Annotated in this window: 16 protein-coding genes; 14 read left to right on the forward strand and 2 right to left on the reverse strand. The window is 39.1% G+C overall.

Annotated elements, in window-relative coordinates; translation table 11 throughout:
- The first annotated feature begins 280 nt into the window (after window positions 1–280).
- The 7 genes from E2L03_RS11615 to E2L03_RS11645 all read left to right on the forward strand — a co-directional run bounded on the left by E2L03_RS11615 (window position 281) and on the right by E2L03_RS11645 (window position 8,003).
- Window positions 281–1,270 carry an ABC transporter ATP-binding protein gene (locus E2L03_RS11615; protein WP_124741675.1) on the forward strand — a complete coding sequence of 330 codons (990 nt, stop codon included), beginning with the start codon at window positions 281–283 and terminating at the stop codon, window positions 1,268–1,270.
- Window positions 1,260–2,255: an ABC transporter ATP-binding protein gene (locus E2L03_RS11620; RefSeq protein ID WP_038478201.1), complete on the forward strand. Its 996-nt coding sequence runs from the start codon at window positions 1,260–1,262 to the stop codon at window positions 2,253–2,255. Before E2L03_RS11615 ends, E2L03_RS11620 begins: the two co-directional genes overlap by 11 nt.
- Window positions 2,255–3,904 (forward strand): ABC transporter substrate-binding protein, encoded by a 1,650-nt coding sequence (locus tag E2L03_RS11625; protein ID WP_134259249.1) that lies wholly within the window; start codon window positions 2,255–2,257, stop codon window positions 3,902–3,904. The genes E2L03_RS11620 and E2L03_RS11625 overlap by 1 nt, the downstream gene beginning before the upstream one ends.
- A gap of 76 nt (window positions 3,905–3,980) precedes the next feature.
- Window positions 3,981–4,970, forward strand: coding sequence for an ABC transporter permease (locus E2L03_RS11630; RefSeq protein WP_206698858.1), 990 nt, complete (start codon window positions 3,981–3,983; stop codon window positions 4,968–4,970).
- A gap of 13 nt (window positions 4,971–4,983) precedes the next feature.
- Window positions 4,984–5,892 carry an ABC transporter permease gene (locus E2L03_RS11635; protein WP_038478209.1) on the forward strand — a complete coding sequence of 303 codons (909 nt, stop codon included), beginning with the start codon at window positions 4,984–4,986 and terminating at the stop codon, window positions 5,890–5,892.
- 91 nt (window positions 5,893–5,983) lie between these two features.
- On the forward strand, window positions 5,984–6,505 hold the full coding sequence (locus E2L03_RS11640; RefSeq protein WP_134259250.1) for a histidine phosphatase family protein: 522 nt from the start codon (window positions 5,984–5,986) through the stop codon (window positions 6,503–6,505).
- 160 nt (window positions 6,506–6,665) lie between these two features.
- Window positions 6,666–8,003: an MATE family efflux transporter gene (locus tag E2L03_RS11645; RefSeq protein ID WP_038485404.1), complete on the forward strand. Its 1,338-nt coding sequence runs from the start codon at window positions 6,666–6,668 to the stop codon at window positions 8,001–8,003.
- 45 nt (window positions 8,004–8,048) lie between these two features.
- Here the strand turns inward: E2L03_RS11645 and proC are convergent, their stop codons facing one another.
- Window positions 8,049–8,849: a pyrroline-5-carboxylate reductase gene (proC, locus tag E2L03_RS11650; protein WP_134259251.1), complete on the reverse strand. Its 801-nt coding sequence runs from the start codon at window positions 8,847–8,849 to the stop codon at window positions 8,049–8,051.
- 210 nt (window positions 8,850–9,059) lie between these two features.
- On the opposite strand from proC, the gene E2L03_RS11655 reads away from it, so the two are divergent.
- The 5 genes from E2L03_RS11655 (at window position 9,060) to E2L03_RS11675 (ending at window position 17,355) form a co-directional block, all read left to right on the forward strand.
- The gene (locus tag E2L03_RS11655) at window positions 9,060–11,084 is read left to right on the forward strand and encodes a HelD family protein (RefSeq protein ID WP_134259252.1); all 2,025 of its coding nucleotides are present in this window, start codon (window positions 9,060–9,062) and stop codon (window positions 11,082–11,084) included.
- 74 nt (window positions 11,085–11,158) lie between these two features.
- Window positions 11,159–11,794: a GDSL-type esterase/lipase family protein gene (locus E2L03_RS11660; RefSeq protein ID WP_134259253.1), complete on the forward strand. Its 636-nt coding sequence runs from the start codon at window positions 11,159–11,161 to the stop codon at window positions 11,792–11,794.
- Between the two features lie 644 nt (window positions 11,795–12,438).
- Window positions 12,439–14,157 carry an ABC transporter ATP-binding protein gene (locus E2L03_RS11665; protein ID WP_038478217.1) on the forward strand — a complete coding sequence of 573 codons (1,719 nt, stop codon included), beginning with the start codon at window positions 12,439–12,441 and terminating at the stop codon, window positions 14,155–14,157.
- Window position 14,158: 1 nt separating this feature from the next.
- Entirely contained in the window at window positions 14,159–16,039 is a 1,881-nt protein-coding gene (locus E2L03_RS11670) for an ABC transporter ATP-binding protein (protein ID WP_134259254.1), read from the forward strand.
- Window positions 16,040–16,107: 68 nt separating this feature from the next.
- On the forward strand, window positions 16,108–17,355 hold the full coding sequence (locus E2L03_RS11675) for an ATP-binding protein (protein WP_166740289.1): 1,248 nt from the start codon (window positions 16,108–16,110) through the stop codon (window positions 17,353–17,355).
- Between the two features lie 101 nt (window positions 17,356–17,456).
- Here E2L03_RS11675 and E2L03_RS11680 read toward each other — a convergent pair whose 3' ends face one another.
- Window positions 17,457–18,206, reverse strand: a complete 750-nt coding sequence (locus E2L03_RS11680; RefSeq protein WP_166740290.1) for an SDR family NAD(P)-dependent oxidoreductase — start codon at window positions 18,204–18,206, stop codon at window positions 17,457–17,459.
- A gap of 131 nt (window positions 18,207–18,337) precedes the next feature.
- Between E2L03_RS11680 and E2L03_RS11685 the strand changes: the two genes are divergently transcribed.
- The gene (locus E2L03_RS11685; RefSeq protein WP_134259256.1) at window positions 18,338–19,993 is read left to right on the forward strand and encodes a glycerol-3-phosphate dehydrogenase/oxidase; all 1,656 of its coding nucleotides are present in this window, start codon (window positions 18,338–18,340) and stop codon (window positions 19,991–19,993) included.
- A 115-nt stretch (window positions 19,994–20,108) separates the two neighbouring features.
- On the forward strand, window positions 20,109–21,497 hold the full coding sequence (locus tag E2L03_RS11690) for an alanine/glycine:cation symporter family protein (RefSeq protein WP_134259257.1): 1,389 nt from the start codon (window positions 20,109–20,111) through the stop codon (window positions 21,495–21,497).
- The last annotated feature ends 41 nt before the right edge of the window (window positions 21,498–21,538 follow it).

Consider the following 21,538-nt stretch of genomic DNA (forward strand, 5'->3'; position numbering starts at 1 on the left):
ACGATGATTCGGTACAGAATCATTTGTTTGCGGCGTTTTTATATGGATATAATACTTTATTTTTATTCGACAAAAATTGCAAATAATTAAAATGTGTGATAAATTATATGAAATCGTTGAAGAAATAAAGGGAATTGTCGTTAAATAGAGAATATAAAGGAGGAGTCTAGGAAAAATTTTTACTAGATAAAACTATTTAAAAACTTAAAAAACATTGTTCTATGAATCAATCTTATGTATTGTTATACGTATCGTTAGTAATGCCGTAAGGGGGGGTCTAATGGATAACATTGTACTTCAATTGAAAGATTTACAAACGACTTTTCAATCTGGTAGAAAGTCTGTTCCAGCTGTTGATGGCGTTAGTATTCAACTACATAAAGGTGAAGTTGTCGGAATTGTAGGTGAATCAGGGTGTGGGAAAAGCGTAACGTCTTTATCCATTATGCGGCTTATTCCAAGCCCACCTGGGAAAATTAGTAGAGGTGAAATTCTCTTTAATGGGGAGAACCTCGTTACCGTTTCAAACAAGAGAATGAAGAAAATAAGAGGAAAAGAAATCTCCATGATTTTTCAGGAGCCGATGACTTCTTTAAATCCTTTGTTCACCATTGGGAATCAGCTTGTTGAAGCCATTCGCAATCACAACAACCTATCAAAGAAAGAGGCGCTAGAAAAAGCGATCCAATTAGTGGAGATGGTTGGCATTCCTCGTGCAAGAGAAATTGTTGAAAGTTATCCACATCAATTATCTGGTGGAATGCGTCAACGGATTATGATTGCGATGGCAATGTCGTGCGACCCAGAAGTTTTAATTGCAGATGAACCAACAACGGCTCTAGATGTAACCATTCAAGCCCAAATTCTAGATTTGATGAGGGAATTGAATCGAGAAAAAGGAACAGCTATATTATTTATTACACATGATTTAGGCGTAGTAGCTGACATATGTAATCGTGTTGTTGTTATGTATGCAGGACAAGTTGTTGAAGAAGGATCGACCCGGATGATTTTAAAAGATCCAAAGCATCCATATACTCAGGGATTAATTCGATCGTTGCCAAATATGGCTGAAAAGCAACAGACGCTTTATTCGATTCCAGGCACCGTGCCACAGCCAGGGTCAATCGAAAACGGCTGTCGTTTTGCAGATCGTTGCGAATTTGCTTTTGATGCATGTTTCTTCGAAGATCCAGCTTTGCTCAATTTAGAAGAAGGTCGTGCTTGTCGCTGTTTGCTATACAAGGAGGAACAAGAAAGTGTCGGCTAAGCCCTTATTAGAAATTAAAAACTTGAAGACGTACTTTGATATTAAAGGTGGCGCTTTATCTAAGAAAGTAGGAGAAGTGAAAGCAGTTGACGGCGTCTCGTTCTCCGTAGAAGAAGGGGAAATTGTCGGGATCGTTGGAGAATCAGGTTGTGGTAAATCAACGACTGGGAAATCGATCTTGCGGTTAATTGAGCCAACATCGGGAGAAGTCTATTTTAATGGGGAAAATATATTGGCGCTTACTGATGAAAAAGTTAGAAAAGTCAGAAGAGATATGCAAATTATTTTTCAAGATCCATATGCATCATTAAACCCACGTCATAAAGTTGGGAAAATAATTGGTGAGCCAATGCTCATCCATGGAATCGGCGATAAACAAGAACGGAAAAAGCGTGTAGAAGAACTGCTTGAAAAAGTAGGGTTGCGAAAAGAGCATGCGAATCGGTATCCTCATCAATTCAGCGGTGGTCAAAGACAGCGAATCGGTATTGCTCGAGCATTAGCCGTTCACCCGAAGCTGATTATTTGTGATGAGCCAGTTTCTGCATTAGATGTTTCTGTTCAATCGCAAATTCTTAATTTAATGGAATCATTAAAGGATGAATTCAAATTGACTTATGTGTTTATCGCTCATGATCTAAGTGTTGTGAAACATATAAGTGATCGTGTTGGAGTCATGTATTTAGGTAAAATGGTAGAACTAGCTTCAAGTGACGCTCTATATGAAGAACCGAAGCATCCATATACAAAAGCACTCTTGTCTTCAGTCCCAATACCTGATCCTGATTTGAAATCGGAGCGAACGATTTTAAAAGGAGATGTACCGAGTCCTTCAAATCCGCCAACTGGCTGTACGTTCCATACAAGGTGTCCCAATGCAATGGATATTTGTAAAACAACTGTACCAGCCTGGCAGGAAGTAGAACCAAACCATCGCGTTGCGTGCCATTTATTTAATCAAAATGATGAAAAGGGGATTATTTAATGAAAAAAGTAAAAATGAATTTAATTTCAGTATCATGCTTGTCTCTCTTACTATTGGCAGCTTGTGGAGGCGATGAAGATACGGCAAGTGATGGAAACACAGATACAAATGACAATGGAAATGGTATAGAGCAAACGGATGGCGGGGTATTAATCTTCGCTAGAGGAGGAGACTCGCAAGGGTTGGATCCTGGTGCTGTCACAGATGGAGAATCTTCACGTGTAACAAAACAAATCTATGAAACGTTGATTGAGTTCGAACAAGATTCTTTTGAGTTAAAAGAAGGATTGGCTACAAACTGGGAGCCTAGTGAAGATGGATTAAGCTATGTCTTTACGTTAAGAGAGGGTGTAACGTTCCATGATGGTACACCGTTTAATGCAGAGGCTGTTAAGGTCAATTTCGAACGTTGGGCGAATCCGGATCACGAATTTGCATTTCGAGATGAAGGTTATACGTACAGTGTATATGGAACATTATTTGGTGTAGGCGAAGAAGATGTCATTGAAGAGATTAACGTAATCAATGATTACGAAGTTGAATTTATTTTAAATGAGCCGTTAGGGGCGTTTTTACAAAACGTTGCGGCAAGTTACTTCGGTATTATCTCTCCAGCGGCTCTAGAGGAATATGGGACAGATATTGACGAAAACCCAGTTGGGACAGGTCCTTTTAAGTTCGAGAGCTGGCAACGAGATTCAAGCATCGTTTTAAAGAAAAATGAAGATTATTGGGAAGAAGGACTTCCGTACTTAGAGGGTGTAACGTTCTCTGTTATCGGTGACAATTCAGCGCGACTCTCTTCTCTAATGTCAGGTGATATTGACTTAATGGATGGGTTGTCACCAGATGATATTGCGCAAGTTGAAGGTGCAGATGGGTTCGAAATTTTTGAGCGTGTACCAAATAATATCGGTTACCTTGGCTTTAATACAGAAGTAGAACCATTTGATGACCCACTCGTTCGAAAAGCATTTAACCATGCAATTGATAAAGAAGGTGTCATTGCAGCTGTATACGGTGGACAAGCTACACCAGCTAAAAATGCAATCCCAGAAGATTATTTAGGACATAATGACGACATCGAAGATTACGAATATGACCTAGATTTAGCGAAAGAGCTCTTAGCAGAAGCAGGACTTGAAGATGGATTTGAATTTGATCTATGGACAATGCCTGTTGCTCGACCTTACATGCCAAACCCAATGCGCGCTGCTGAATTAATTCAAGCGGAGTTAAGTGAATTGAATATTACCGCTAATATTGTAGAAAAAGAATGGGCTGTTTATTTAGAGGAAATTGAACTGGGCTATCATGATGTGTTTATGCTTGGATGGTCCGGGGTCAATGGCGATGCTGATTATTTCTTAGGAACCATTCTTCACACTGATGGTATTCCAGGAAGTAACCAAACGTTCTATAGCAACGAGGAAGTCGATGCATTATTGGACCAAGCAAAACGAACGGTCGATCCAGACGAGCGAGCGAGCTACTATGAAGAAGCACAAGTGCTCATTCATGAAGATGCGCCTATGGTTCCACTTGTTCACTCGATACCGGTGTTAGCAGGTTCCGATATTATTTCAGGTTATGTTCCTCACCCATCAACGAGTGAAAGCTTGAAGCACGTTTCGCTTACAAATCAATAACATCGATGAAAGGCGGTAGCATGAATGCTGCTGCCTTCTTTATCCAAAGAATAGAGGTGAAACTGTGTTTTCTTATATGTTAAGAAGAATCGCTTTATTAATTCCTGTTTTAATTGGGATGACGGTTGTCACGTTTTCGATTATTTGGCTCATTCCAGGAAACCCAGCCCAAACAATCTTAGGTGAACAAGCTTCTCCTCAAGCAATTGCAGAATTAGAAGAGCAGCTAGGCTTAAACAATCCATTTTGGGTTCAATATGGTAGTTACATAGGAGATTTAATAACAGGCGATCTTGGTGTTTCAATGCGAACAAATAATGAAATTATTACCGAAATTTGGCCGTATTTAGCTGCAACAATGGAGCTAACGTTTTTTGCCATGTTATTTGCCATTATTATTGGTGTAAACGCTGGTATTGTTAGTGCGTGGAAACAAAATTCATTCTTTGATTATGCATGTATGCTTATCGCTCTTGTAGGAGTATCAATGCCAGTTTTCTGGTTAGCATTAATGGAGCAATGGATCTTTGCACAGGAGTTAGGTTGGCTTCCGACCGTTGGAAGAAGTGATCCACGTGCACCAATTGAGCCAATTACTCATTTTTATATTATTGACACGTTATTAAGAGGAAATTTTGATCAAACTATAACGGCTATACGTCATCTTGTTTTACCTGTCATTGCGCTTGGGACGATTCCAATGGCGATTATTGCTAGGATGACACGTTCTAGTATGCTTGAAGTGTTACGATCTGACTATATTCGTACGGTTCAAGCAAAAGGCTCTAGCCAAGGCGTAGTTGTTTATAAACATGCATTAAAAAATGCTTTTATTCCAGTGTTAACGGTTGTAGGCTTACAAGCTGGAGCATTACTCGGTGGAGCAATCCTAACGGAAACGATCTTCAGTTGGCCTGGGGTGGGTCGCTATATTTATGAGGGTATTTCGTATCGAGATTATCCAGTTATCCAGTCTGGTATTTTAATTGTTGCTACTATTTTTGTGTTTATTAATCTCATTGTCGATCTTCTTTATGCATCTATCGACCCGAGAATTAAATATTAAGGGGGATTAAGAGATGGAATCAAGACCACTAGCCACTCAACCTCATCAACGTCCTCCTTCAAAAGAAGAAAAAACAAGGTCGATATGGGGCGATACATTCTACCATTTATTCAAGAATAAATTAGCACTTGTCGGGGCTATTATACTAACGTTTTTCATTTTACTAGCTATTTTCGCCCCGTTATTAACGTCGTACACGATTGATAAAACGAATCCTTCCATTCGTTTAATGCCTCCTTCATCAGAACATTGGATGGGGACAGATGATTTAGGACGAGATGTTTTTACTCGTGTTGCACATGGTGCAAGAATTTCTCTTTTAATCGGCCTCTTTTCAATTAGTGGTGCGCTTGTCATTGGAACCACACTTGGATTAGTAGCAGGGTTCTACGGACGCTGGGTCGATATGCTTATTTCTAGAATTTTTGATATTATGCTTGCATTCCCAAGTATTTTACTAGCCATTGCCATTGTAGCGATTTTAGGGCCATCTCTACAAAATGCAATGCTAGCTATTGCTATTATTAATGTGCCGATATTTGGTCGAATTGTTCGTTCAAAAGTGATCAGCTTACGAGCAGAAGAGTTTGTCTTAGCCGCAAAAGCGCAGGGTATGAAAAATGGGCGAATAATGTTTCACCACATTTTGCCTAATAGTTTAGCACCCATTATCGTACAGGCGACTCTAGGATTTGGTATTGCCATTATTGAAGCAGCTGCACTTGGATTTCTTGGAATGGGAGCAAGCCCTCCTACACCAGAATGGGGTAGAATGTTAGCAGATTCTAGAGGTTACATTCAAAATGCTTACTGGACCGTACTTTTTCCGGGTTTGTCTATTATGCTAGTAGTATTAGGGTTTAATATGTTAGGAGATGGATTAAGGGATGCCCTTGATCCAAAAATGAAAGACCAAGGCTAATAAAGGTATAATGAAAAGCGAGCATGAACCTTTTTCATGTTCGCTTTTTCTTGGTTTGTCTATTTAAATTAAAGGGGGTTGGTTGTTCTATATGAGGAACATTCTTTACTTAGTAAGGCATGCTGAAGCAACGGGGCAAGAACCGTCTGCTCGTTTAACGAGTAAAGGGAAGCAAGATGCGAAAGATTTAGCACTGTTCTTTCAAGAGAAAGGCATTAAAATGATTCTGTCGAGCCCTTACAAAAGGGCGATTTCAACGATTGAGCCGACAGCAGAAGCGCTAGGGTTACCACTTAACCAAGACGAAAGGTTAGTTGAGCGCTGTTTAAGCCCGGTGCCCCTTACGAATTGGCGTATGCATGTACAGAAAAGTTTTGATGATGAATTCTATTCACTCAAAGGCGGTGAATCCTCCCATGACGCTCAAGCGCGTATTCTGTCTGTCGTAAACAGCTTAACCAAACCTACCATTATTGTAAGTCATGGAAATCTTCTAGCATTACTGATTCGATCTTACCAGTCTACATTTGGCTTCAAAGATTGGGAAGAGATGGGGAATCCAGCTGTTTATGCACTCTCTTTAACAGAAAAGAAGGTTTATTTAGTAAGGTGAGAGCGTAGAATAAATGATCGGCGAGGTATTAGTGCGTACACGATCGAGAGAATGAAGCAAATAGAAAAAGATTGACGTGGCGCTGTGAAAGTTTGCTATAATACATAAGATTTGATTTCGGTTGTGTTAAAAAGAAGGTGGAAATTTGGGAAGAGAAGATATGGCAAATCCGTTAGAAACGGAAAAAATTAGTAAGCTGTTTATGCGGTATTTAATTCCATCATTAGTCGGCATGCTATTAATGGCTATTAATCTAGCGGTAGACGGTATTATGGTTGGAAATCGACTTGGTCCTGTTGCCTTAGCAGGTGTAAATATTGCTGGTCCAGTCTATACCATTTTTGTTGGCTTATCGCTATGGCTAGGGATTGGTGGAGCGACTCTATATTCCCAAGCAATGGGTAGGAAAGAAGAGGGACGTGCGCGAGTGATTTTCACCCATTCCATTTTACTAATTGGATTGGGAACTATTGTTATAGGCGCTCTGGCTTTACTCTTTCACGAGCCACTTGTCTATGCATTAGGTGCAAATGAGGAAACAGCTCCATTTGCTGCTGCGTATATGAACGTTTTCTTAGTATTCGGTTTTATTTTTACCTTGGAAAATGCATCAAGTATTTTTGTACGCAATGATGGCAACCCGACGCTTGCTATGGCAGCGCTGGTCACAACGGCTTTTTCAAATGTTGGTATTAACTATATTATTTTGTATGTACTCGATTTAGGGGTACGTGAGATTGCATTCGGAACGATCATTGCTGCTTTTTTAGGCTTACTTGTTCTATCTTCTCACTTCTTTACGAAAAGAAGTAATTTAAAGTTTGTAAGGGTGAGATTCGATTCATTATTATCAAAGCAAGCTCTACGATTCGGCTTTCCGAGTTTTCTAGCAGAAGTAGGTATATCTGTTTTTACAGTCTCTCATAATATTATGTTTGCACGTCTTGCGGGTACAGTAGGTGTTGCAGCTTTTTCTGTTGTGAATTATGTGCATGCAGTTATGTTGCTCATGTTCTTAGGTATGGGAGCTGCGGTTCAGCCTATTGTTAGTTATTTTCATGGAGCAGCAGAACATGAGAAAAAAAGACAGCTCATGAAACTAGCTATTCGAACAGGTTTTGTTGCCGGATTCATTTGCTTCTTAGTTGGTCAATTCGCGGCTGTTCCAATTGTAAATATCTTTGGTGATTTCCCTCAAGAAGTAAAAGAATTAGCGGTAAGAGGCATTCGCTTATTCTTTATAGCGTATTTGGTTATGGGAGTGAACTTTGTACTAATGACCTATTTCCAATCAATTGGAGAGGTAGCCATTGCAACGTGGATTACTGCTGGGAGACAAATCATTCTAATGTTGCTGTTCTTATTGACTGTACCGTTTCTTTTAGGTGTTCATGCTATATGGTTGGCCATTCCTTTTGCTGAAATAACCGTATTGGTTCTTATCTACGTATACTTGAAAAGAAGTAACATTCACTTTGGTGAGAAACGTGTATTTTAAAGAATAACCAGGCTATAGACATTGTCTATAGCCTGTTCTTATATGTTAGTTGCTTTTTGCTTTGGCATGATCCGTTACTGCTTGAACACCACGAGCAATGGAACCACTAAAATCATCCGCGTGTAACGATTTTAAACCAGCTTCTGTCGCACCACCTGGTGTGGTTACTTGATCACGTAATTCTGTTGGTGTAAAGCCTGCTTTAAGCATATCTGCACTTCCAGCCAGCATCTGAACAACGAGGTTGCGAGCTTGAGATTGATCAATACCAAAAGATTGTGCAATCGATTCGAGCTGAATGACAAATTCATAAGCGAAAGCAGGGGCGCTTCCTGTAACAGCAGTTAATTCGTGAATAAGGGATTCACTTAGTTGCGCACCTGTTCCAATAGAAGCTACTAATGATTCTACATAACTTTTTTGTGTATCCGTTACATGTGAACCATATGTATAAAGACTTATTGAAGCTCCTGCTTGCGCTGCTGTATTTGGCATGATCCAAGCAGTTGCTACACCGGCTGGTAATTGTGCTTCAAGGTCAGAAGGGCCGATACCTGCAGCCACCGTTAACACAAGTTGGTTCGTAACAAGAGGGCTTAACGTTTCCAAGATAGAAGGGTGTGCAGAAGGTGGAGCGGCAATCAGAATAACATCCGCTTCAGTAGCCTTTTCAGACCAATTTGAAATCGCTTCAATGGGATAAACGTCTGTTAGTTTATCTAAATGGGCTTTGTTCGTATGATTACTTACGTAAACGGGTGAGAATGCTGGATTTGGTTTAGCTAGAACGCCTTTAAATACAGCTTCAGCCATTCTTCCAGCACCGATGAATAATAATGATGGCAACGTGACTTCACTCCTTTAATATAGTAAAAGACTTACGCAAAAAAAAAGAAAAAAGCGTAAGTCTTTTATAAAAAAAATACCATATATTGGTATAAATATTTTAGGTAATTGAACTATATAAAGCTTACCAAACTGAAAAGAAAAAGTCTATATTTTTTTAAAAAAATTAGGCAAAATAAAAGGAGAGACTTGATGAGAGGGTGAATAACTATGAACCAACATGATTACGAAGTAGCTGTACTAAAAATGTCATTAGAAAAGATTGATCGAATGTTAGCGTATGTCCAGAATATACCCATTTACCGTGGAGATGACTTTACTCAACAAGTATTAGAAGAAAGACGTGAAGCAATGCGGCAATCTCTACGAATCGCAAAGCAAGAACCCTATTTTGCTCGTTTGGATTTTCTTGAATTCGATAGGGATGAAAAGAAGTCTTTATACATTGGTAAAGTTGGTGTACATGATGACGAAGAGGAGCAACCACTAGTCATTGATTGGAGAGCTCCTGTTGCCTCTTTATTTTATAGTTTTAACGGGAGTGAGGAAGATGTTTATTACGAGTCGCCAGACGGTATCGTTGAAGGGGAAATCCAATTAAAACGAAATGTTGTTATCCGAGCACGTGAATTAAGGCGAGTTGTGGATAGTTACGTTGAAGGTCAAGAAAGCAGCGGTGGAGATGAATTCCTACTATATAAATTAGGTGAACAAAAAGACAACAAATTAAAAGACATTGTATCGACCATTCAAGCAGAACAGAATTCTATTATTCGTTCAGATGTAAGAAAGCCATTACTTATTCAAGGAGCAGCAGGTAGTGGAAAAACAACAGTTGCTCTTCATAGGCTGGCTTTTCTTCTTTACGAGTATAGGGAACGTTTAAAAGCAGAACGAATGATGATCTTTGCTCCAAATGCGATGTTCCTTGATTATATTGCCCAAGTGCTACCAGAATTAGGAGTAGGCCATATTCAACAATCTACTTATGTTGACTGGGTCTTGCAAAAATTAGGTGAGGCTTATGAAGTGGAGTCAACTGAAGACAGAATCTTTACTCGTTTTGAGCTACAAGTTGAGCCAGAATATCAAGCTGTTATGAAAGAAAAAGGGTCTCTTACTTTTCGTAATCAATTGAAGAAATACGTTGAGGAAGAATTAGCCAATCGCATGCCGGTTAATGATTTCATACCTTGGGCTCATGGCATTGTAAAAAAAGAAATGATACAGAACTGGTTAACTCAGGATTTCGTTCATTCTCCCCCTTTAAAGCAAAGAGAGCGACTGCAAGCGAGGTTAAAACGTTGGGTTGAAATAGAAGTGAGAATGTTTGAGGATGAAAAGGAACGCAAAGAATATAAGACTGAAGGATTGAAAGCCGTAAGAAGGTACATGAATAGCTGGAAAAAACCAGATGAATTAAAACTGTATCTTCATTTTTTACAGCAACAAGATTATCCTGTTTCTCCTTTATTGCGCAGTGGGAAACTAATGTTTGAAGATTTGGCTCCAATGGTTTTCATACGCCAACAGTTAATCAGTATAGACAAAGAAGATCGTTTTGATCACTTAGTCATTGACGAGTCGCAAGATTTATCCCCCTTTATCATTTCCTTATTAAATGACTATACGAGAAAAGGTGGCTTAACGATTCTCGGAGATCTCGCTCAAGGCATACATGGTGAAGAAGGTATCGTTGCGTGGGACTCATTTGTTAAGGTTCTTGATGAAAACTGTACTTATGTGCAAATGGAAAAGAGTTATCGCTCAACGATGGAGATTATTGAATATAGTAATGGTATTCTTAAACAAATTGAAAACCATCCGCCATTAGCGAAGCCTGTTTTTCGAAGTGGTGAACCTGTTAAAGTTACCACCTATTCATTATCATCCATGCTTCAGTGGCTAAAGGATGTAAAAGCGTATGAGACAATTGCTTTTCTAACTCGGACAAAGAAAGAAGCTGAAATGCTAGCTTTGGAATTAAAAGAAGCCAAGGTTTCAGCAACGTTAGTTCGTGCTGGAGATACAACGTATCAAGGGGGTATCTCCATACTACCAATTTATCTGTCAAAAGGATTTGAATTTGACGCTGTTATGTTAACAAATGTATCAAGCCATCATTATCCAAGTGATTCTATTCATAAAAAGTTGCTTTATGTAGGGTGTACAAGAGCACTTCATTCTTTATCACTTTCATATGAAGGAACGTTATCTCCAATTATTCCATTATAAATAGGAGAAAGAGGAGCGTATGCCGTTCCTCTTTTTTTGCAGATGAATAGTGTGGATAGAAGGGAGGGCTAGCTATGGAACATAGAGGAGCGAACTACTTAGCAATTGGCGATTCACTAACTACGGGAGTAGGTGCTTCAAAGCCCGGTGGGTTTGTTTCAATCTATCGTCAGTATGCGAGTGGCGCTTTACAAGCTCCTGTGAGGACACTACTAGTAGCTCGAAGTGGTTTAACAGCGGCACAAATCTATCGTCTCGTCTACCAGCAACCTATAGCATCTATTTCAAAAGCCAATTTCATAACAATTACTGGTGGAGGAAATGATCTCATTCAATCCGTACAATATGGACGACAACCTTACTCTATTGAAAAGTTAGAAGGTGCCATTAAAAACGCCATTTATTGGATGACTCAATTGGTTTTGTATATAACGGAAATGAAACAAAAGGAAGCCATTCCGTACAAAATTATTGTGTTCAATAGCTATAATCCACTAGAGTCTGTTCCGTTTATAGACCAGTATATCAAGTCGTTTAACCGAGGAATACAATCGTTAACACGGTTTCCACATGTACAAGTTGTAGACGTCTATCAGGCTTTTAAAGGACGAAACCACTACGTTCTTTCTCAAGATGCGTTTCATCCAAACAACAAAGGCTATCGCATAATGGCGGATGCAGCAGCAAAAAAAGGCTATCAGCTAAACTAAAAAACAAGGAAATAGGTTAACACTTTCATTGATTCCGTTGTACCTCAATAACCGCTACATTGGGAAACAAAGAGAGATGAACAATATATTGTTTTTACCTTTAGGAGTGGCGGCTAGCTCATAGTTGGTGTGAGTCGCCGTTCTCTCCTACATTTCGATTAACTACAATAGAGAGTGGCTGGTTTTAATTGAAAGCGACTTATTTAAAAAGAAAGGATCCATACAGGGTATATGTAACTAATTTTTGACTTTTTTCTGTATGTTTTACATAGTACAACAGATCAAATCATTGTATACTAAGGGAAGTACTAATGAAGAGGGGGATCGGGACGTGAACGCGCGGTTTGTTAAATTAATCTCTGCTGCTTTTTTTGTATGTATAGCTGGTATACTTGTTTTTGCGATTACTGGATAATGAACGTGCTAATATAGATGAAAACGTTTAATAGTACCGTTAAAGTCAACCTTAGAATTCGTAATAATGTTCGTAACTAGACATGTAAAACGTAGATGTTCGAGAAGCTAATTTGAATACAATAATGATAGTAATACGTTATGAAAAAATTCTAAGTGCATTCTTAGGATTTTTTTTGTTTAGATCGCTTATAATAGTCTGAAAGAGAAAGGTAGAGGGGTAGATAGATTTGAGGACAGTTTTTTCTTATTTGCTGTCGTACAAGTGGGCTGCAATCATTGCGTTTATCTTTATGCTGTTAGAACTGACAGTAGAATTAATCCAGCCTTTATTATTAGCTCGAATTATTGATGATGGCATACTTCAAGAAGATCTAACAATCGTTATTGTTTGGGGAAGTGTGATGATAGGCTTATCCCTTATTGCCTTTGTAGCAGGTATATTGAACTCATTTTATGCAGGGCATGCGGGACAGAGTACAGGCTTTGATTTGCGAAACGCGATGTTTAAAAATATTCAACGATCTAGTTTAGACAAATTGCAACCATTTGCTACATCTTCATTAATGACAAGGTTAACAAACGATATAACGCAAATTCAAAATACTATTTTTATGGGCTTACGAATTATGGCTCGAGCGCCCTTACTCGTAGTAGGCGGTGCCATTATGGCCTTTTTAATAAATGCTAGACTGGCATTATTTCTCATTCTCACCATTCCAATCCTTGTATTCTTTTTACTGTGGATATTGAAAAAAGGTGTACATATTTTTGGACAAGTTCAAAATCAGGTGGACAAGGTAAACCATGTCGTTCGAGAAAATTTAACAGGAATTCGACTTGTTCGAGTTTTTGTGCGAAGGACTCATGAAGTTCATCGTTTTTTTAAAGAAAACGATACGTTAAGAAAGCGCATGGTTCAGGCATTTCGCCTGATGGAACTAACGATGCCAATTCTTTTACTTCTAATGAATAGCTCGATTTTACTTGTGCTTTGGTTTGGTAGCTTTCAGATTGATAATGATACCGCTCAAGTAGGCGACGTTGTAGCCATTGTTAACTATGCAACAAGAATAACATCTGCTTTAGGCGTATTCGCAATGATTATTATGGTATTTTCCAGAGCGAAAGCTTCGGCCTTGCGAATTGAGGAAGTATTGTTAGAGCCTGATGATGAACTAAAAGGTCAAAAAGAGCTTCCGCAACCTCCAACGATTAATGGGGAGGTTCAGTTTCAATCTGTATGGTTTTCTTATGATGGTCAAAAAGAGCCTGTTTTAGAAGATATCTCATTTCATGTTCAGGCAGGGGAAACCGTAGCCGTTTTAGGGGAAACAGGTGCTGGAAAAACGTCTCTGTTTCAACTCATTCCGAAGCTTTATGAAACCGATTCTGGTGATGTTAGGATAGATGGAACGTCTATAAAACAGTGGAATATTCAAGAGCTACGAAAGCAACTTGGCTACGTACCCCAGTCTATTCGCCTGTTTTCCGGAACAATACGAGAGAATATTGCGTGGGGGGTACCCGATGCTTCTCTTGAACAGATTGTGTTAGCAGCTAAGGCAGCGCAAATACATGAGACGATTGAGAAGCTTGAACAAGGTTACGATACAGTGGTCGGACAACAAGGAGTCAATTTGTCAGGAGGGCAAAAGCAACGTATTTCCATTGCTCGTGCGCTGCTTCGTGAACCAAAAATTTTACTTTTAGATGATAGTACAAGTGCGCTAGATACGAAAACAGAAGAACAGTTTCTACATGCGCTAGAGTGTTACTCGTGTACCACGCTCATAATTACGCAAAAGCTTTCAACAGCGAGGAAAGCAGATAAAATTTTATTGCTTGAATTCGGTAAAATTGAAGGCTTTGGGAGTCATGAGCAGTTAATGGAACAATCATCGTTTTATCGTAAAATCTATCAGTCACAATACGGAAAGGAGGAGTAGTATGTCGTTTAAAACGATCTTAAAAGAGCCGTTTGAATATAAAAAAATTGATTGGCGCCATTATCGACATAAGCAAAAAGACAATCAGCCTTCAAAGCAAGCTCATCCACACGCGGCTAGAGTAGGTAAAAGCCAAAAAGCCCGTGATTGGAAAGAAGCAACTCGAAGAATTCTTGTCTATTTACGGAAGCGTCAGAGTGCCATCTTTGTTGTAATGGCACTAGTTATTATCAGTTCATTACTGATGTTAGTAGGTCCCTTTCTCATTGGCGTTATTATCGATAATTACATCATTCCGATGACGTTTGATGGATTAGGCACCATCTTGCTTCTTTTATTTGCTTCTTTTGTTGGTTTGTCAATTGCCACGTTTTTTCAAAATTTTATTATGGTTCGTATTGCGCAAGCTACAATTTATGAGATTAGGAGAGATTTGTTTAACCATCTCCAACAACTGCCTATTCGTTTTTTTGATAAACGGCAGCATGGCGATATCATGAGTCGAGTAACAAACGATATTGAAAATATATCGGCAACCTTGAATTCATCCATTGTGCAAATCTTATCGAGTGTCGTTACATTTATCGGTATATTAGCAGTCATGTTATGGCTATCTCCTATCTTAACGATTGTAACAATGACGGTTATTCCTCTTATGTTCTATGGTTTAAAATGGATTACGAAGCGAACACAAGTGTTTTTTAAAGAGCAACAACGTACTTTAGGAATAGTAAATGGCTATTCAGAGGAAACGATTGCTGGTCAGCAAATGGTCAAGACGTTTTCTCGTGAAGACACGGTCATTGATGGGTTTACGCAGCGAAATGAAGCCTTAAAAGTAGCTGGTTTTTGGGCACAAACCTATTCAGGATTTATTCCAAAAGTTATGAACGTCTTAAATAATTTAAGCTTTGCTGTCATTGCCTTTGTTGGTGGAGTAATGGCGGTAAATCAAGTAGCTGGTGTAACGGTTGGGATGATTGTTATCTTTGTGGAATACGCTCGTCAGTTTACAAGGCCACTAAATGATTTAGCAAACCAGTTTAATGCTTTGCTTTCTGCATTGGCAGGGGCTGAACGAGTGTTTGAAATCATGGATCAAAAGCCAGAAGAGGAAACAGAAGAAGGTTCTGTTCAAAGTGATTTACAAGGCCATGTGGCGTTTGAACGGGTAAGCTTTTCCTATGCACAATCTCCAATATTAAAGGATGTCTCATTTAGTGTGATGCCAGGTGAAACGGTTGCCTTTGTTGGTCCCACTGGAGCTGGAAAAACAACGATTATTAATTTGTTGACAAGGTTTTATGACGTGAATCAAGGTGCTATTACGATTGACGGGGTGGACATTCGAAATCGCAATCGTGCTGACTTGCGAAGTCAGATGGGGGTTGTACTACAAGACTCTTTTTTATTTCAAGGCACTATTCTTGATAATATCCGCTATGGACGACTTACAGCAACAGACGAAGAGGTTTATGAAGCTGCGAAATTGGCAAATGCCCATAGCTTTATTAAGCGATTGCCTAAAGGGTATAAAACGGCTTTAAAGCAAGATGGCGGTGGCATTAGTCAAGGTCAAAGACAATTAGTATCGATAGCCCGTGCGTTATTAGCAGATCCTAAGCTGTTAATTCTTGATGAAGCAACTTCTAGTATTGATACGGTAACCGAAATGAAAATTCAAGAAGCATTAAAACGTTTGATGCATGGTCGAACGAGTTTTGTGATCGCGCATCGGTTAAATACCATTGAAGCAGCAGATAAAATTCTCGTTTTACAAGCAGGAGAATTAACGGAAATGGGCTCACATCGGGAGTTAATGGAGAAAAAAGGCTTCTACTATGAGTTGCAACGCACTAAAAATATGGATGCAATTCTGTAAATTAGAAAGGAATGATGCAAACAGTGTCGAAATGATAAGCATAGTGAATAAGGGGGATGCTGGGTGACATGGTTATTGAAAAACTCATGATTAATGTATTCGCCATCTTAATCCCCGTGCTTATCTACGGCCTTCGCGCTGAAGGCAGCTGGAAAATACAACGTTCATTAACGATGTTTTTATTTATGAGCGGAGCGGTATTACTGTGCTTGGTTTTTTCCATTAATGTAGGAAGCATTCAATGGGATTTACGCTATATTCCGATACTCCTTGCATTTTTATATGGAGGTAAACGAGCTGGTTGGGGCGTTGCAGCTATTGCGGTAGTGGGTAGAATAGGTCAAGGTGGGGATCTATTTTTACTAGGAGTAGTACTGATCGTGTTAACGGCTCTTTTTTATGCCTTGTGTGTTAACCGCTTTTATATGTTACCGCCTAAATGGTCAAGAATTCGCTATGCATCTTTAATCTTACTCTTTCCTTCGGCGATTCAAACCTTTGGAACGTTAATTTTAATAAACAATGGAGGTCAACTATCCCAATCGTGGTTAGCAGGATGGTTCTATATTCTCTTCCTTGTCATGACTGTTTTCCTGGTGACGTATTTATTTGAGACATTATTAGAGAAAGAACGGATTGTGGCTGAACTTGTTGCAACTGAAAAAGATTTTACAAAGGGAGAACTGGCGGCATCCATTGCACATGAAGTACGGAATCCTTTAACAGTGGTGAAAGGATTTGTGCAACTATTATCAGAAGATAAACAACATGCTGAATATCATAAATTAATCTTGAGTGAATTGGATCGAGCAGAATCCATTATTTATGAATTTTTAAATTCAACAAAGCCGCAACCAAATGCCATCTTTCCGTTAAACAAAACGGTTCATGAGGTAGTGACTTTATTAACTCCTTATGCACATGAGCGGTCTATTCAATTGACAATAGGCATATGTGAACAAGCCTTTATAGACGGTAATGAGAACAAAGTAAAGCAAGCGCTAATGAATTTTGTGAAGAACGGCATTGAAGCATCTATTGAAGGAGATACTGTAACCATCCAATTAGATCAATTAAAAGATCGAGCACAAATTGAAATTAATGATAACGGTGTAGGGATGAGTAGACAGCAATTAAAGCAGCTAGGTACGGCTTATTTCACAACAAAGGAGTCTGGCAATGGAATTGGAACGATGGTATCCATTCGTATAGTGGAAATGATGAATGGGATGGTAACCTATAAAAGCAAACCTGGAATAGGAACAAAAGTAATTATTTCATTACCAGTAGTAAAGGAAAATATATCGGAAGGATAAAGAAATCTCTTCCTTATAAAAAGTTGGAAGGTAGCGAATGACTCTTGCTATCTTTTTTGTTTTTATACATTAAAGCATGCTGAAGTATTAGCATGCTTTTGCTAAAGGTTGTCATTAACATGAACGATTTGTCCATTTGGAAATGTAGGATTCTGTAGACAGTGAATAAGCGAACAGGCGACAGTACTTGCAGGGCGCAGTTTTCCACTTTTGTGAAAATGCTTAAACCGTGCTACAGGTGGGAACTGGTCTTCTGTGTAGTGTCGAATGGACTCTTGCATAGTCGTATCCATGATACCAGGGTTAAACCCTGCTACTAAAACAGGTAACGATTCATCCATCTGTTCTTGTGCGATTGATTGTACAAGCATATTTAGTCCTGCTTTTGAGCTAGAGTAACCTGACCAACCACTAATAGGCTTTAACGCTACGCCTGATGTAACAAAGAGCATTCGTTTTGAAAGCGTTAACGGTTGAACGAATTGAATAAACAAATTGCTCAATTCAAGAGGTGCGACTACATTCACTTCAAATAAGTGACTAAACGTTACATTTCCTTTTTCCAGAGTGCCGAGCTTTCCTACAGGATCAATAAGAGCGGCATTATAAATAAAGAGCATTTCTGTGACGATGGAAACAGTAATTGAGGCTAATGCATTTGAAAAAAGAATCTGTCGGTTAGCTACGTGACTAGCGTCGAAAGAAACATGAGTAAAAGAGGGGTGTTTCTGTATCTCTTCTTGTGCTTCTGTTCTTGAGAATCCAATGACTTCGTACTCTTCTTCAAGCAATTTTTTCACAACGGCTGCTCCTAATCCTTTTGAACTGCCGATGACGAATGCAATACGCATCTGACCCTCTCCTTTTGTTAAGTATAACGATTCGCTTTTATCCGGGCAATCCATGTGTTTGAAAGATCGCTTACGTGGAATAATAGATAGGGAAACGTTTGATTGGGCTACTAAGATGGGGGAATGATGAAATGACCTTTTCGTCAAAAACACGAAAACATTCACTAGAAACTATGCAACAAAATGAATTGGATTTATTGATTATTGGTGGAGGCATTACAGGTGTAGGAACAGCACTTGATGCAGCTACAAGAGGACTAAAAGTAGGGCTAGTCGAAATGCAAGACTTTGCAGCAGGAACCTCCAGTCGATCAACTAAATTAATTCACGGTGGTCTTCGTTATTTAAAACAATTTGAAATTAAGCTAGTGGCTGAAGTAGGGAAAGAGCGAGAAATTGTTTATGAAAATGCACCTCATGTAACAACGCCTCTTAGAATGATGCTCCCATTTTATAAAGGTGGAACCTTTAACGCTTTTACAACATCAATCGGTCTTCGTGTGTATGATAAATTGGCAGGCGTCAAAAAATCAGAACGACGGACAATGATGCGAGCAAACAAAGCGTTGAAAAAAGAACCAATATTAGCTCCAGACCAGCTCAAAGGGGCAGGAATGTATGTGGAATATCGGACAGATGATGCTCGGTTAACTATGGAAGTAGCAAAAACAGCTTCAATGTATGGAGCGCACTTAGCCAATTATGTGAAGGTGGAGTCGTTTACGTATGAAGACAATCACGTTAATGGTGTCGTTGCAAGAGACTTACAATCAGGTGATGCGATTGTGATTCATGCAAAGCATGTTGTGAACGCAACAGGCCCTTGGGTTGATACATTACGTGAGCAAGACCGTTCAAAAGAAGGAAAGACCATTCACTTAACGAAGGGCGTTCATCTTGTATTCTCAAAACGAAAGCTACCTTTAAATCAAGCACTTTATTTTGATACGCCGTATGGTGATGGGCGTATGATGTTTGCAATTCCTAGAGATGAAAAAGTGTATGTTGGAACAACCGATACAAACTACAAAGGGTCCATACATGAACCAGGTGTAACAAGAGAAGATGTAGAGTACATTATTGGAGCTGTTATGGCTCGTTTTCCTAATCATCAGGTGTCAAAAGAGGATATTGAATCGAGCTGGTCCGGATTGAGACCACTCATTCATGAGGAAGGAAAAGACCCTTCCGATATTTCTCGTAAAGACGAAATCTTTGTTTCAGACAGTGGATTAATGACGATTGCAGGAGGTAAGTTAACAGGCTACCGAAAAATGGCATCTCACATTATTGATCGCGTATGTAAATCTTTAGAGGACAATGGAGCAGACTCCTATCCGCAATCCAAGACAAAGCACCTTGTATTAAGTGGTGGAAAAGTTGGTGGTTCGGATCAGCTTGAGCATTTCAATAATGTCCATATAGAAGCTGGTGTTCAATTAGGGTTGGATAAAGTGGTAGCAAAAAAACTGGTTGAGCGATATGGTTCAAATGTGCCTCAAGTATTCGCTTATTTAGATGATTCAAGAGCGGAAATCTATCACGTGCCAAAAGATTTATGGGCTTCTTTACTGTACGCTATTCACTACGAAATGGCTCTAACACCGGTAGACTTTTTCTTGCGAAGGACCTCGGATCTTCTATTTGATATTCAAACTGTATCAACGTATAAGGGGCAAATTGTCCAAGCAATGGCGGATTTATTCAAATGGACACAAGAGGAAAAGAATGAGCACATAAATGAGTTAAATAAGCAGATTCGTCTCCTAACCCTCACGGATATCTAGTCTTAAAGGAGACTTACTGGAAAGGCATTTCTAGTAAGTCTTTTCTTGAATTGCAAAAAAATATGTAGTTTGGTATAATTCAAAGATTGTTTTAGTTGACTATTGGAGGATACAAATGGACGCATTTCATGATTTTATAAAAAGCATTAATGGTGTTACATCATACATACTTGTTGCTGCTTTAATTAGCGTAGGTCTATATTTTACTTTTCGGTCTAATTTTGTTCAATTTCGTTTATTTCCAGAAATGTTTCGGGCTATTACTGAAAAGAAAACAAAAAAAGGAGAAGTTTCTGCTTTTCAGGCGTTCTGTATTAGTGCCGCGTCACGTGTAGGTGCTGCCAATATTTCTGGTGTGGCCTTAGCAATCGTTATGGGTGGTCCTGGAGCTATTTTTTGGATGTGGGTCATTGCTATTATTGGTATGGCGACGGGTTTTATTGAAAGTATGTTAGGACAAGTGTATAAAGTCCGTGTTGATGGTCAATTCCGAGGAGGACCAGCTTATTATATTGAGCGTGCGTTAGGGAAACGCTGGTTAGGTGTCATTTTCGCAGTTTTGATTGCTGTTACGTTTGGCTTTATATTTAATTCATTACAGGCAAATACTATCGCTGTTGCGTTTGAAAATGCGTTTCAATTTAACCCGCTCGTTGTTGGAATTATTATTTCCCTTGCAGTCGGTGTCATAATCTTTGGTGGCATTCGTTCTATTTCTGTATTTTCAGGTATTGTTGTACCGATAATGGCTGTACTATATCTTGGAGTTGTTGGATTTGTCGTTGTGACAAATGCAGAAGCGATTCCAGCAGTGTTCTCATTAATAGTAGGAAATGCTTTTGGGTTTCAGGAAGCAAGTGTAGGAATCTTTGCTGGTTTACTAGTTGGTGCTCAAAGAGGCTTGTTTTCAAACGAGGCTGGAATGGGGAGTGTGCCGAATGCTGCTGCTACAGCAGATGTATCGCATCCGGCAAAACAAGGGCTTGTCCAATCGTTGGGTGTTTTTTTCGATACGATTATTATTTGTTCGGCAACCGCTTTTGTGATTTTGTTAACGGATGTCTATTTGTTTGCTTCAGAAGGAGTAAACGGTGTGGCTTTAACACAAGAGTCGTTAAGTCTACTAGTCGGTGATTGGGCAGTTCCGTTTATTGCAATTGCAATCTTCTTCTTTTCATTTACTTCTCTCGTAGGAAATTATTACTACGGAGAAACGAATCTTGCATTCATTAAAGAAGGAACTGGTTGGCTTCAAGTCTACCGTCTAGCGGTTATGGGGATGATCGTTTTTGGTTCTCTTGCTAGTATTGGACTTGTGTGGGATATGGCAGATGTCTTTATGGCGTTTACAACAGTTGTAAACTTAATTTCCATTGTGCTTATAAGTAAAATTGCGCTTGCTGTTATTAACGATTATGTCGTGCAACGAAAAGCAGGGAAAAACCCTGTATTTAAAAGCAAGAATATACCTGGTTTAAAGAATGCAGATACTTGGGATGAATAAAACAAGCGATTACGCTTGTTTTTTTTCTGTCTTAAAATATG

It is taken from the genome of Shouchella oshimensis, from assembly GCF_004375095.1.
GTDB lineage: Bacteria > Bacillota > Bacilli > Bacillales > Bacillaceae_D > Shouchella > Shouchella oshimensis.